This is a genomic window from Microcoleus sp. N9_B4 (assembly GCF_036701635.1).
GTDB lineage: Bacteria > Cyanobacteriota > Cyanobacteriia > Cyanobacteriales > Microcoleaceae > Microcoleus.
Genome location: NZ_JAUBRC010000002.1, coordinates 245,232 through 258,564, shown reverse-complemented (window position 1 = coordinate 258,564; position 13,333 = coordinate 245,232). Strand labels below are relative to the sequence as shown.

At 45.3% G+C, this 13,333-nt stretch carries 7 protein-coding genes and 1 pseudogene; 6 read left to right on the top strand and 2 right to left on the bottom strand.

Annotated features, from left to right (window positions below; translation table 11 throughout):
* The first annotated feature begins 403 nt into the window (after positions 1-403).
* On the top strand, positions 404-2,494 hold the full coding sequence (locus QUA43_RS02325; protein ID WP_333370680.1) for an iron uptake porin: 2,091 nt from the start codon (positions 404-406) through the stop codon (positions 2,492-2,494).
* Positions 2,495-2,862: 368 nt separating this feature from the next.
* Here the strand turns inward: QUA43_RS02325 and QUA43_RS02320 are convergent, their stop codons facing one another.
* Positions 2,863-4,620, bottom strand: coding sequence for an NFACT RNA binding domain-containing protein (locus QUA43_RS02320; RefSeq protein ID WP_333370678.1), 1,758 nt, complete (start codon positions 4,618-4,620; stop codon positions 2,863-2,865).
* A gap of 296 nt (positions 4,621-4,916) precedes the next feature.
* Between QUA43_RS02320 and QUA43_RS02315 the strand changes: the two genes are divergently transcribed.
* The 4 genes from QUA43_RS02315 to QUA43_RS02300 all read left to right on the top strand — a co-directional run bounded on the left by QUA43_RS02315 (position 4,917) and on the right by QUA43_RS02300 (position 10,828).
* Positions 4,917-5,504 carry a hypothetical protein gene (locus QUA43_RS02315; RefSeq protein WP_333370676.1) on the top strand — a complete coding sequence of 196 codons (588 nt, stop codon included), beginning with the start codon at positions 4,917-4,919 and terminating at the stop codon, positions 5,502-5,504.
* A gap of 284 nt (positions 5,505-5,788) precedes the next feature.
* Entirely contained in the window at positions 5,789-7,078 is a 1,290-nt protein-coding gene (locus QUA43_RS02310) for an AAA family ATPase (protein ID WP_333370674.1), read from the top strand.
* A gap of 7 nt (positions 7,079-7,085) precedes the next feature.
* Positions 7,086-7,520: a hypothetical protein gene (locus QUA43_RS02305; RefSeq protein WP_333370672.1), complete on the top strand. Its 435-nt coding sequence runs from the start codon at positions 7,086-7,088 to the stop codon at positions 7,518-7,520.
* A gap of 326 nt (positions 7,521-7,846) precedes the next feature.
* Positions 7,847-10,828, top strand: coding sequence for a cation-transporting P-type ATPase (locus QUA43_RS02300; protein WP_333370671.1), 2,982 nt, complete (start codon positions 7,847-7,849; stop codon positions 10,826-10,828).
* A 27-nt stretch (positions 10,829-10,855) separates the two neighbouring features.
* Here the strand turns inward: QUA43_RS02300 and QUA43_RS02295 are convergent.
* Positions 10,856-11,047: pseudogene (locus QUA43_RS02295) on the bottom strand (Uma2 family endonuclease); the annotation flags it as partial.
* Positions 11,048-11,501: 454 nt separating this feature from the next.
* Between QUA43_RS02295 and QUA43_RS02290 the strand changes: the two are divergent.
* A complete protein-coding gene (locus QUA43_RS02290; RefSeq protein ID WP_333370669.1) occupies positions 11,502-13,043 on the top strand; it encodes a reverse transcriptase domain-containing protein in 1,542 nt (513 codons plus the stop codon).
* Positions 13,044-13,333 lie beyond the last annotated feature (290 nt).

Here is a 13,333-nt window from a genome sequence, read left to right as displayed (position 1 = left end):
GGCGGCTGGTAGCCCGCGCGCAGTATGCAGCGCTTATTCCCAGCCATCAAAATAATAACATCAGTGTGTGGGGATTCTATGTAGGTATCTTTAAACTAAGATGTTGCACAATTCTCAATTATTTGTTTAGGAACAGGCATCTTGCCTGTTCCACAAGAAAATTCACTCTTTGTGGAACAGGCATCTTGCCTGTTCTTGAGAATGGTGCTCTTCGGTGAGTCAAAACAAGGATTTTGGGAATAAACGGGGTTTTTGTCAAATCAGCCACAGCAAAACTGCACTCTTCGGCAGTGATTTGCCCGATTGTTGATAAGAAATACTATTAGGCGGAATACTAAAGGTGATTTGCGATCGGCTAAATCTTCGGAACTGGCGATCGACCGTAATGTGGTGTGAGGAAAAAATGTCCAGAATTTTGTGGAAGGGACTTTTAGTTAGTCCCGCTGTATTGGCAGCAAGTTTAGTCGTATCTTCGACGGCGCTAGCAGCAGAGCAACCTGTAGAAATTGCCACCACAGCTCAAGCTGATCAATTGCAATTAGCAGGTGCTGCAACCGAGGCGGCCAAGTCTGAGACGGCAAAGCCTGAGACAGCCGAACCAGCGTCACTAGCTAGCAAGTCAACTGTTGAAACTATTGAGAAAGAAAGTGCGAACCTCTACGAGGGCTTCACTAACGATTTGATCGCCCCAGTTGCCGAACAAGCAAAAGCACCGGAAGTTGCAGCAGCAGATTTAGGCGAAACCAAATCCGCAGTAGCGCCCGCAAATTTAAGTCCCGAACAACCTGTCGCAGAGCAAATCCCTGCAGTAGCACCCGCAAACTTAAGCGAAACGCAACCCGCAGTTGCACCGGCTAATTTAAACGCAGAAAAAGCCGTCGCACAACCCGATCAGATTTCCCAATTCACTTCTCCAAGTGCCCAACCTCAAGCACAGTCAAATGTTTTAGAACAAATCAACCAATACAGCGCCGAAGACAGTAGCAGCGAAGATGCCGCCGGCCAAGTAACCTCAGTTTCTCAACTTTCCGACGTTCGACCAACCGATTGGGCATTCCAAGCTTTGCAATCTCTAGTAGAGCGCTACGGCTGCATAGCTGGCTATCCTGACGGCACTTTTCGCGGCAACCGGGCGATGACTCGCTACGAGTTTGCAGCAGGTTTAAATGCGTGTTTGGATAAAGTTAGCGAGCTGATTCAAGGCGGTTCCAGAAATCTGGCGACGCGAGAAGATTTGGCTTCTGTGCAAAGGTTGCAAGAAGAATTTGCGGCGGAATTGGCAACTTTGCGCGGTCGCGTCGATGTTTTGGAAGCGCGCGCCTCTGAATTAGAAGCAAATCAGTTTTCGACTACAACTAAACTCAACGGCGAAGTGATATTTGGTTTGACGGGTATCGCCGGGGGAGAGGATGCCGAGGGCCGCGAAGCTGATAAATCCACGGCTTTTGGTAGCAGGGTTCGGATCAATTTCGACACGAGTTTCTCTGGCGAAGATTTGCTCAGAACTCGACTGCAAGTTTTGAATCTGGGTTCGTTTTCTACTAATAATACCAAAACCGCAGAAGGGGAATTGCGGTTTAATGCTGGGCCTTTTGCCGAGGCTAGCAATACTGTAAGTTTAGATGCGCTGCTTTACCAATTCCCTATCGGCAAAAGCACTACTGTAATTCTCGAAGCTAATGCCGGCGCGGCTGACGATTTTACCAACACAGTCAACCCTTACTTTGACGGAGACGGCGGCAGCGGTGCTCTTTCTAACTTCGGTACTCGCAACCCGATTTACTATTTGATTGGTGGTTCTGGCATTGCTCTGCGGCATCAGTTTGGGGAAAAACTCGAACTGAGTTTGGGATATATGGCCGGCAACGCCGCGAACCCGACGCGGGGTAACGGTTTGTTCAACGGTTCTTACGGCGGTTTGGCTCAGTTGACTTTCAAACCGAACGATAACATGGCTTTAGGTTTAACTTACGTTAATTCCTACAACTTTGTTACCGGTACCGGCAGCAATGCTTCTAATTTCCCGGTGCGTCTCGGTTCCTTCGGGCTCGACAGCGATAGCAATGTGCCAGTTTCTAGCAATTCCTACGGCGCGCAAGCTTCGTGGCAGTTGAACCGGAGATTTGCAATTGGCGGTTGGGCGGGTTACACTAATCAGCGCATTTTATCCAACTTGGCTACTCCTACGGGTTCTGTGCAGCGGGGGGATCAAAAAATCTGGAACTGGGCCGTTACTTTGGCTTTTCCCGATTTGTTGAAAGAAGGAAATGTGGCAGGGATTCTAGTAGGTATGGAGCCGCGGGTGACGAGTTCTACTAATCGGACTTTGCCGGAAGATAAGGATACTTCGCTGCACGTTGAAGGTTTCTATCAGTTTAAGTTGAGCGACAATATTTCTGTCACTCCTGGTCTGATTTGGCTGACTGCTCCTGACCACAATAAGAATAATTCTGATTTGGTGATTGGGGTTGTCAGAACGACGTTTACTTTCTAGGAGCGGGTTTAAGGTTTAAACAGAAACGACCAGCTTTAGCTAAAGCTGGTCTGCACAAATAGTTAAATCCGTTGTGTTCCCACAGTGTTTTTCTCACAGTGAGGAAACCCAAGTTGCACGTTTCTTTGCAGCGGGTTCTAAAAGAAAATCATCTCTCTTAAGGGGTATTATAACAACAAAATTTAATTTTCTGTAATAAAACTTTACATTACAGAGGAATTTTAATTGTGATGGACGATCGCACTCCAGGTAACTTTGTATAATCAAGCCGGGGTTCAAAAACCCGGGTTTATCGGTTCCAAACAGTTTATTTGGCGTAAAAACCAGGTTTCGATTGCCGATCGACCATTTTACTCACTTTATATAAACTATGCCGGAGCTTGCTGCGGTCTACCCCAGACAATCCGCTCCTGCTTGTATACAACCATACCCGGTTTCGCGCCTTTGGGCTTGTATACATATTTCGGTTCTGTATAAACCACCGGGACTTGTTCGCTGTGGCGGGCGCGACTGTAGTAAGCAGTCATGTCGGCCGCAAATTGCAAATCGGTTTCTTCAGCCACAGTACCGGGTGTGAGACGCAGCAAAGCGTGACTTCCGGGAATCTCTAGGGTGTGGAACCACAAGTCGTAGTCGTTGGCGGTGCGAAAAGTGAGTTGGTCATTTTGGCGGTTGTTGCGCCCGATTAATAATTCAAAGCCGCTGGGGGTTTGGTAGCGGTGAAATTCGATCGCAGCATTTTTGTCGGTACTGCGGTAATCTGGTACGTCTAGATATTTTTGTTGGATCAGTTCTTCGCGGATTTCGGCGAGGGTTTGCAAATCTTGGGTGTTGCGGTAGGTTTCCAATACCGAAAGTGCGACTTCAACTTGTTCTAAATAGTCTATTTCTTCCTGTACGGCGGCTAACAAAGGTTCTACAGCAATGCGAGCTCTTTTAAGTTTTTGGTGTTTTTTGTAGAGGGCTTGAGCGTTTTGAACGGCGTTTTTTTCCGGGTTGAGGGGAATGATAACTGGTTTCTCGGTTTCAAAGTCAGGGAGAGAAATTGATTTCATTCCTGGTTCCCAATGCTGCAAATTTGCCATCAGCAAATCGGCTTGGGATTTGTGGGTGTCTGCGTCTGCCGATTGCTGCAAGCGTTCTTTAAATGTGTTGGCTTTGAGGCGCAGTTTGGCCAGGACGTTGTTGAGTTTTTGGGTAAGCTGATGCCGCAGTTGGGCGAATACTTGTTGATTGATTTCCCCTGTGTAGTAGCTGTTAAGTATTTCTTGAACGGAAGAAGAATCAGAGGGCGGGCACGGGGGCACTGCCCCTACATTGTGATTTTCTGGGGCGGGCCAATCGATGACGGTGTAGCCTTCGGGGGTAAAACTCGGGTGAAATTTGGAGTTTTCCAGGCATTGCAGCCAGTATAGCCAGCGCTGGAATAGTTGCTGCCATTCGTCGGGATTCAGGCTGTCGGTGGATTGTTCGGGGTCTAAAGAAGCCGATCGAATCATTGACCCAATTAAAGCCTTACTCATCCCTCGGTAATTCTTCAACAGATTGCCCTTTAATTGCCCCGGAACCAGGCTAATTCGTGATTGCCAGCGGTTTTGAGATTCGCTCAGACTCGGCACTGCATCGGTCAAAGACGGGGGCATTTCGTAGGGTTGCCCGGTTTGGATGGGGCGAACGGTGGACTGTTTGGCGCTGACTTGGTGGGCGCAGGTGACAACGAGGTTGTCTTGGGCGGTGAGGATGACGTTGCTGTACTTACCCATGATTTCGGCGTAGAGATGCCAGAGGGCTGGTTCTCCGGGGCGTTTGGCGAATTGCAAGTCGATGACTCTTTCCCAGGATGCAACAGGGGCGATGGAAACTAAGGCTAAACCGCTGAGTTGGTGCCGCAGTTGTTCGCTGAAGGTGAAGGTGTCGGGAATGCGGGGCGGGGGGTCGCCGACGCAGATGCGGGCGGCCACAGGGTGCCAGGAAAGGTCTATCCAGCCGCGCCCTTTCATGGTGCGGAGGGCCAGGGACACGGTAAATCGATCGCGCTGGTAGACTTGTTCTAAGCGCGCTGGCAGCCATTGGGCTCGCAGTTCGCTGCAAGTGGCGGTTAAAGTTGTAAAGTCTACGGGTTGCACGGTGGCCTCTTTGCGATCGAATTATCTATTCCTATGCTGACAGATTTAGGTCGTATTTGACGGATTGTATCAAAGTTTTGAAAGCGAATTTGAAAAGGCATATCAGAGGCAGCCAAGATGCCTGCCCCCCAATCAATTTCTCTTCTTCTGGTCGAACAGGCATCTTGCCTGTGGCGCATCAGAGGCAGGCATCTTGCCTGCCCCACCAGCAATTTCTCTTCTGGTGGAACAGGCATCTTGCCTGTTGCTATTTTTTTGTGCATCAAGCCTAGTAAATTCCTGTTATTGTTAGTTAAATGGAAAACCTATCTGTTCTAGAACAAGCCGCTAAATCGAATACTAAACCATCTCCCGCCGCCGTAGTCGCCGCCCTCCTAGAATCTGAAAAAAACGCGAAAAAAAATAAAATTCGCTATTCTTTCGAGCAATTAATCGGCAACTGGCAACTTTGCTTTATCACCGGGACGAAAAAGACTCGACAAAAAGCGGGGATTGTCTTGGGTGCGGGACGTTATATCCCTGAGTGGGTGGCGAGAATTCAAATTGCTTATTCGGCTGAACCTGTTGCTGGTGGGGATGCGGATAGCGAAATCGGCAGGGTGGAGAATTCGGTGCAAGTTGGGGCGATCAGACTAACTCTTTCGGGGCCGACTAAGTTTTTGGTTAATAAAAATATTTTAGCTTTTGATTTTACCAGAATTACGGTGAAATTGTTGGGTAAAACTGTGTATCAAGGATTTATTCGCGGTGGAGAAGCGCGGGAGGCGGAATTTTTTAGTTTGAGTGTGGGGAAGCAGGCATTTTTTGCATATTTTCTGGTAGAAGATGGGATAATTGCGGCTAGGGGAAGGGGCGGCGGATTGGCTTTGTGGGGGAGAGTTTAGAGCAATTGAGGAGGCGATCGAGTAACTGTTTTTGATAGCAGCCCCGTATTGGCGAATTCCCAGGGGATAGTTGACCCGAAATACAGTCGAGAGAGATTTCCTGCATATTAACTCAGAAGGCTATGTGGCACTCAACAAGGAAATCGCTGGTATCTTGGTACCGTAGGATAACGCTAGGGTGGCTAATTCCGTTTATTTGACTCAGGAGTATAATTGTTAACACTGAAGGTCTAATTTGAATGTTAAAATATAGTAAAATCCCTTAGCTTGCTTGAATTCCAGTTATGGCTGAAAAATTAACAGTTAAAAACTTTGCTGGTATCACAGATTTGGAGATTGATATCAAGCGCATAAATATACTGATTGGCCCCCAAGCCAGTGGTAAAAGTGTTTGCGCCAAACTTCTTTTCTATTTTAAGAACTTCGTATGGGAAATTTTATCGGTTGTAGAGAACGAGCAGACCAAACGCAATCTAGATTCCAACTATTCTAAGAAATTTGAGGAATATTTTCCTCCCGATTCTTGGGGAAAACAAGATTTTCTTATCAGGTATGAGATTGCAAACATTTTTATAAAAGTTAGTAAAAAAAAGGAGTCAAAAGGCAAGATTGTGCTCAGTTATTCAGAATTATTCAAGAAGGAATTCACAGAACTACGCAATTTATTAAAAAAAATAATAGCTCAATATTCTGAAGAAAATCCTAAGTATGAGAGTTTCGATCGGCTATATGTAATCAACCAGGTTTTGAGAGATTTCTTTGTAGAATCTTTAGTAAAATCTATCAGCCGAGAAGCAGCGTTTAGTCAGTTGTTTATTCCTGCCGGCCGCTCTTTTTTTGCTAATCTTCAGAATAACATCTTTTCTTTTCTGTCGAGTAATAACGCGCTAGATCCATTTCTAAGAGAGTTTGGTTCAACATATGAAAATATAAAACGTTCCGCTATAGTATCTAGAAGTAGGCTTGCAGAAACAAATGCCAAAGATATACAAGAGGAAATAGACAGGCTAATAGAAAATTCTCTATGTGGGAAGCACGTACACGAAAAAGGGAAAGACTTTCTGGAGGTGGCAGATGGAAGACGGATTAGTATTGCAAACTCATCTTCAGGTCAACAGGAAACATTGCCTCTGACAATCATGCTAGCTGCACTACCTTTTCTAACTTCATCGGGTATTGGGCAGACAGTGTATATTGAGGAGCCAGAAGCACATTTATTTCCCAGCGCACAGCGTAATGTTGTCGAACTGATTGCTACTGTATTTAATTGTCGCAAGGAGCAAATTCAATTCTTCATAACTACCCATAGTCCCTATGTCCTAACAGCATTTAATAATTTACTCCAGGCTGGTCTCCTTTATCAGGAATCCAGCGGAGATGTGCAGCGTCAATTAGAAAAAATTGTGTCGAGATATAAATCAGTAGATGTTTCCGATCTTTCAGCCTATGTTTTAATGGATGGAAAATGCAGTAGTATTGTGTGTTCTGAGACAGGGTTGATAGATGCAAAAGTGATTGATTCTGTTTCTGATGACCTAGCTATTGAATTCGATCAACTTCTGAACTTAGTTTGAATCGTATATGAAAAGTCTTCCAGAGTGTGAGGAATATAGATATGACACAAAAATTGTATTGCAGGAGAACAAAAGTAAAATAACTTTCATAAACCCGAATCAAGACAAAATATTAACAATTAAGGTGGATGGATGCGTTATCACTGACAACGAGACTTTGCGTTGTGACTACGCACTTATGCCTTCGGATGAAGTAGAAATATATGTAGAGTTGAAGGGAAGCGATATTGTCCATGCAGTTGCACAAATAGAATCGACTATCCGATTACTTTCGGACAATCCCCAAAAAATCAAGAAGCTATGTTTTGTTGTGTCTACTCGTGTGCCTAAACAAACAACAAGTATACAACAGCTACAAAGTCAGTTTAAAAAAAAGTTTAATGCTAGTTTCCGAGTCAAAAATATTCAAGATGAGTATGATTTAAGCACTTGTATAAGATAAACCTGTTTTTTGGAGGGGCTGTTATGATGTTTATTAATACAGTCTATCGTGGCTCACTCCACATTCTTAAATAAACGTTTTTTATTTTAATAATTTTGTACATTTTCAACTAATTATATCATCAGCCTGCACCTAGTGAAATAATTAAAAATCGGAAATTTAAAAAACTGCATAAAACGAACTTTATTAAAGAAAAATATGGGAAAAATAAAATATCCCCCTGCCGGCTCAATAAGATGGATATTGTAAGAAAAATTAAGTTTACGCAAATCCGTCGGGAAATATGCCAAAAATGATTGCATTAACTATTTCTAGGGTGGGGATGTATGGCAGTATCGCATCAACCAATTTGGGCCCTATCACCAGAAGATGTATATCAATCCTTTGAAATCAGCGAGAACGGGTTATCTGATGACGAAGCTTTCGATCGACTCGTAAAATTTGGCACGAATGAGTTGCCAGAACCCGCACATCGACCTCTGTGGCTAAGATTTACCGATCAGTTAAGGCACTTTATGGCCCTGCTGCTATGGGTGGCAGGGATTTTGGCATTCATTTCGGGAACTCCTCAATTAGGTTGGGCAATCTGGGCGGTGATCGGGATTAATGCTGTATTCAGTTTTTGGCAAGAGTTTCAAGCAGAGCAAGCATTAGCGGCCTTAAAGAATGTGTTGCCGATGCAGGTGAAAGTGTATCGGAATGGGGAACTAAAGCAGATTCCGGCAAAGGAACTGGTGCGTGGAGATGTGATGCAGTTGGAAGAGGGCGATCGCATCTCTGCGGATGCTCGGTTAGTCACAGATCAAAGCCTGTATTTGGATATTTCTGTAATGACGGGCGAATCGCTTCCTGTTGCCCGTAACGCTCATCCGGTGCGGGTGCGCGAAGCTGCATCAATCCGCGCTGGCAAAACGATACCAGCGGGCGAACATCCCTTACAAGAAAAGGTCAATCTGGCGGAAATCCCAAATTTGGTGCTCGCAGGCTCGACGGTTTCGTCAGGAAGGGGCGTTGCTGTTGTGTATGCCACGGGAGCGCAAACCGAGTTTGGTCACGTAGCCCATCTCACCGCCGTTGTGAAACGGGAACCAAGCACGTTGGAAGTGCAGGTTGCTGATATTGTGCGGATCATCACTGCGATCGCCCTTGGTATGGGAGTTCTAGTATTTCTGCTGACATACCTGCTGGTGGGGATGGAGCTCAAAGAGAGCTTTATTTTTGGGATCGGGATCATTGTGGCGCTAGTGCCAGAGGGTTTGCTGCCGACGGTTACTTTGTCATTGGCGATCGGAGTGAGGCGAATGGTGCGCCGTAATGCTTTGGTGCGTCGTCTTTCGGCTGTGGAAACCCTGAGCGCTACAACGGTGATCTGCACCGACAAAACCGGAACGTTGACTAAAAACGAAATGACGGTGCATTATCTCTGGCTTCCCTGGGAATCTTCGGAGAACAGCCCAAATCCTGCCAGCCAAGAGTCGGCTGTCTTACCACCTCTTAACGGCAAGCAGAAATCCCATCCATCGATGACGCCGACTCTGATTGAAGTGACTGGGGCCGGATACGATCCTACGGCTGGTGAGGTTCAGATTCCCGCGAATTTTGAAGAATCCTGGAAAGTCAATTTGCTGCTTACGGGGGCGGCACTTTGCTCGAATGCACGGCTGATTCACCTGACAGCGCCTAGCCGTTGGCAAGAAATTGGCGATCCAACGGAAGCGGCTCTGCTGGTGGCTGCTGCCAAAGCCGGATTGAATCTGGAAACTTTGCAAAAACAGCTTCCCCGCTTGCGGGAGGTGCCTTTTGATTCTCGTCGCCGGATGATGACGGTGGTGTTGGACTGGCGATCGTCCGCGCTATGGAATAGCGATTTGCCGAACCTGGCTTTTACCAAGGGCGCACCGCTGGAAGTGTTGCGACACTGCACATCTATCTTGCGGAATGGAACTCTCTCCGAACTCACTCAATCCGACTCGAATGAAATAGTGGCGGCCAACGATGAGTTAGCCCAGCAGGGCTTTCGGGTTTTGGGGGTGGCGGCTCGCCGTGGGGGGAGTGAAATGTTGGATTTGCGATCGCAAGACTTAGAGCAAAACTTGATTTTTATTGGTCTGGTGGCGATGTTTGACCCGCCCCGTCCAGAGGTAAGAGATGCTCTTGCTCAGTGCCATCAGGCAGGAATTAAGGTGACGATGGTGACGGGTGACTATGGACTGACTGCTGAGGCGATCGCCCGCAAAATTGGATTAGTTACCGATTCTGTACGGGTGGTAACGGGTGAAGGCATGGGGCATCTGTCGGATGCTCAATTGCAACAAATTCTGAAATATCGATCGGGGCTAGTGTTTGCTCGGATGTCTCCAGATCATAAGCTGCGGCTGGTGGAAGCCTATAAAACGATCGGGGATGTAGTTGCGGTGACAGGGGATGGAGTCAATGATGCACCAGCATTAAGGGCTGCCCATATTGGCATCGCGATGGGGATGAATGGCACCGATGTGGCACGAGAAGCCGCCGATATTGTCCTTACCGATGACAACTTTGCGACGATCGTGGTCGCGATCGAGGAGGGGCGAGCCGTGCATCAAAACATCCGCAAATTTATGACCTACATCCTGGCATCAAACCTGCCGGAACTAGTACCATTTCTGTTCATGGTGGCGTTGAAAATTCCTCCTGCACTGGTGATCATGCAGATTCTTGCCATTGATTTAGGAACTGACATAGTGCCTGCATTGGCATTGGGCGCAGAACGGGCAGAAGCCGGAACCATGCAGCAGCCCCCCCGGAAAAAATCGCAACCGCTTCTCGATCGGTCTCTGCTGTTGCGCGCCTATGGCTTCTTGGGATTGCTGGAAGCTGCCCTAGCGATGGCAGCATTTTTTGTGGTGTGGTGGAGTTACGGTTATGACTTGGCAGAATTACAAGCCGCAACCCCAAGCATTCTGTCTCGTTCAGCAGATGCCGCTACGATCGCCATCTATACTCAAGCCATCACTATGACTCTGGCATCGGTTGTGGCTTGTCAAACGGGCAATGTCTTTGCTTGCCGATCGGAACGTGGATCAATTCTGCGGCTGGGATTCTTTTCTAATCCACAAATCTGGCTCGGAATTGTCATTGAATGGATTTTAGTGGTGATCGTGATCAATAACGAATTGTTGAGCCGCGTCTTTTCGACAGCACCTTTAGCACCCTGGCAATGGCTGCTATTGCTGGTGTGTCCACCGATCATTTTAGGAGCAGAAGAACTACGAAAAGTCGTGTTTCCTGGGAAATTGATTCCGAAGCAGAGCCAGAAAGGTAATTAGGTTGAATTTTGTGAACACTTCCTACTCCTAATTGCTGACGATCGCATTTACGGATACAAATACATCTGGAAATGCGATCGGGTTAACTGTTCCGCCTGTTAGCGTGAATTTAGAGGCGTAATCCCCATCTTGAGGGTCTCGAAATACGAACAACTGTCTCTTTTTGAGGTTAACTACCCAGTATTCAGGGATGCCGACTTCAGCGTAGATTTTGGTTTTCGTCTCTACATCTTTTAGTCATTCTACGCGCCGATTTTCCCAGATACCCACAGATATCATTTGGTGGTATTTGGCGATCGTCCCTTTAGCTGCAATTACGCTCAGGGCGATGTTTTTTTGTTGCTTTCTAATCTTTGATTGTAATCGATTGCAGGACGATCGCGTTCTAGAAGCTTCTAAACCGACCTATTGGTCATTTCAGCTTCTCGACCATCCTCATAAGCTCTCATCATGAAGTAGCGAGCAGCATTCTTTACTCACCGGACAACTCGGAGACTCTTTCTTTGAACCCCTGCCAGAAGAGGAACTACAGCAAAACGAAGTCTGACTCTGCCGACTCAGAAATCAAGATAGAGTACATCAAGCCGTTTGAGGAGAGGTAATATTCTGTTATTATACAAAAGTAATAGTGATTGCGATGGCGACACAATAAATAGATGGAGACTAACGCAAAGTGAAACTTGATGAAAAATCTATACGATGGTCTCTTAATCATCTAATTAAATATGGAGACACTGACCTTTTTCCAAAACCAGTAGAGCTTGATTGCCTGTATGAAATCGAGAATGAGGCTGTCAATAAAATAAAGGAGATTGATCTGGGAAATTATGAGTATGGAGCATCAAGAAGATTTATTGTTCCTAAAGATGAGTTATCTTATAGAACCGCTACTCAGCTCGATCCCCTTGATAACATTATTTTAACTGCGGTCATCTATGAATATGGAAATCTGATAGAAAACCGTCGAATCCCTATTTCGGAGGACAAAATTTTTGGGTATCGTTTTCAGCCACAGGGAGACTGGAGCCTTTACAATCCCAATGTTTCTTGGCTTGAGTTTTGGAAGAACTGCAAGAAAAAATCCTCAAATTACAAGTATGCTGTCTATCTTGATATAGCAGATTTTTACAATCAAATTTATCACCACAATATTGAAAATCAATTAATACAGTCCTGTTTTCCTAATCAGATTAAAAAATGGATTATGAACCTACTGGAGAGTATAACTGTCAAAGTGTCAAGAGGCATACCTGTCGGTCCACATTCAACCCATATATTGGGTGAAATGTCACTTATTTCTGTTGATAATAGCCTTTCAATGAAGGGCATAGATTACTGTAGATATGTGGATGATATTGTCATTTTTTGCGACGATTACACCCAAGGAAGAGTAATTGTTTACCAAATGGCTGAGATTCTTGATAAACAGCAAAGATTGATAGTACAAAAACAAAAGACCAAAATTTATGAAAGCGAAGAATTTGAAGCTCATTGTCAAAATATGCTTCAAGATAGACCCATCAATGATTTTGAAGAAGAAATACTAACAGTCCTCCGCGCTCGTTCAAGCCAAAATCCCTATTCACCTATTAGCTTAAATGCACTCTCTTTAGATGAAGTAAAAGTATTTGATAAAAACCGTATAGAAACTATTTTATCTGATTACCTCAAAGAAAGAGAACCCAACTTTACGCGCTTACGATGGCTTCTTCGCCGTTTGTCACAAGTAGGAGTTCCATCAGCAGTTGATTTTTGCATAAATCACGCAGATGAGTTAACTCCCGCTATTAGCGATATTTGCCACTACTTGGTTTCAGTTAATAATAACTATACCGGGGATTGGAAAAATTTAGGTACTAAAATATTCAATCTTCTAAATAGCGATCTAATAAAATCTAATGAATATTTTCAAATGACATTATTAAGTTTATTTGCTAGAAAGCGACTGTTGAATAATAGCAGTAGCTTAATATCTACGTATCAATCATCGCCACCAACTTTAAGGAGGGAAATTCTGTTGAGTGCCTATGCTTTGAATATGGGGGATTGGTTAAGAGAGTTAAAGGAGAGTTATCAAGGATTAGACACGTGGAGTAAGCGTGCATTTATTATTGCAACTAAGTCCCTTCCAGTTGAGGAACGCAGGTTCTTCCTGGATCATATCAAAGATGGAAGTGTCCTGAATGATTTGCTGATTAAATGGTCTAAGACCTAGAGCAAGTTGCAATAAAGCGGCGGCATAACAACCCCTATGCACCCGACCGCTGAGAGGCTATCTGTTAGAAGTTCAACTTTACTAACGGCAGGTAATTGGGATCGTTAGGTTGCTAAATCGTCCCAGGAACACTTTACTGTTCCAACCGATACAATTACCTTAAGCCTCATCACCGCCTCAAAAATCTGCCGACTTCTAAAAACCAATCGCCCCGAACTTTCTCGCAAACCCGATCGCGAAACCTGATCTTTCTGTGCGATCGCCCCCACTGACAAGACTAAAGCATTTCG

Coding starts and splice junctions, on each gene's coding strand:
- QUA43_RS02315 (WP_333370676.1), top strand. CDS start 4,917: ATGGAAAACCTATCTGTTCTAGAACAAGCCGCTAAATCGAATACTAAA.
- QUA43_RS02305 (WP_333370672.1), top strand. CDS start 7,086: ATGAAAAGTCTTCCAGAGTGTGAGGAATATAGATATGACACAAAAATT.
- QUA43_RS02300 (WP_333370671.1), top strand. CDS start 7,847: ATGGCAGTATCGCATCAACCAATTTGGGCCCTATCACCAGAAGATGTA.
- QUA43_RS02310 (WP_333370674.1), top strand. CDS start 5,789: ATGGCTGAAAAATTAACAGTTAAAAACTTTGCTGGTATCACAGATTTG.
- QUA43_RS02325 (WP_333370680.1), top strand. CDS start 404: ATGTCCAGAATTTTGTGGAAGGGACTTTTAGTTAGTCCCGCTGTATTG.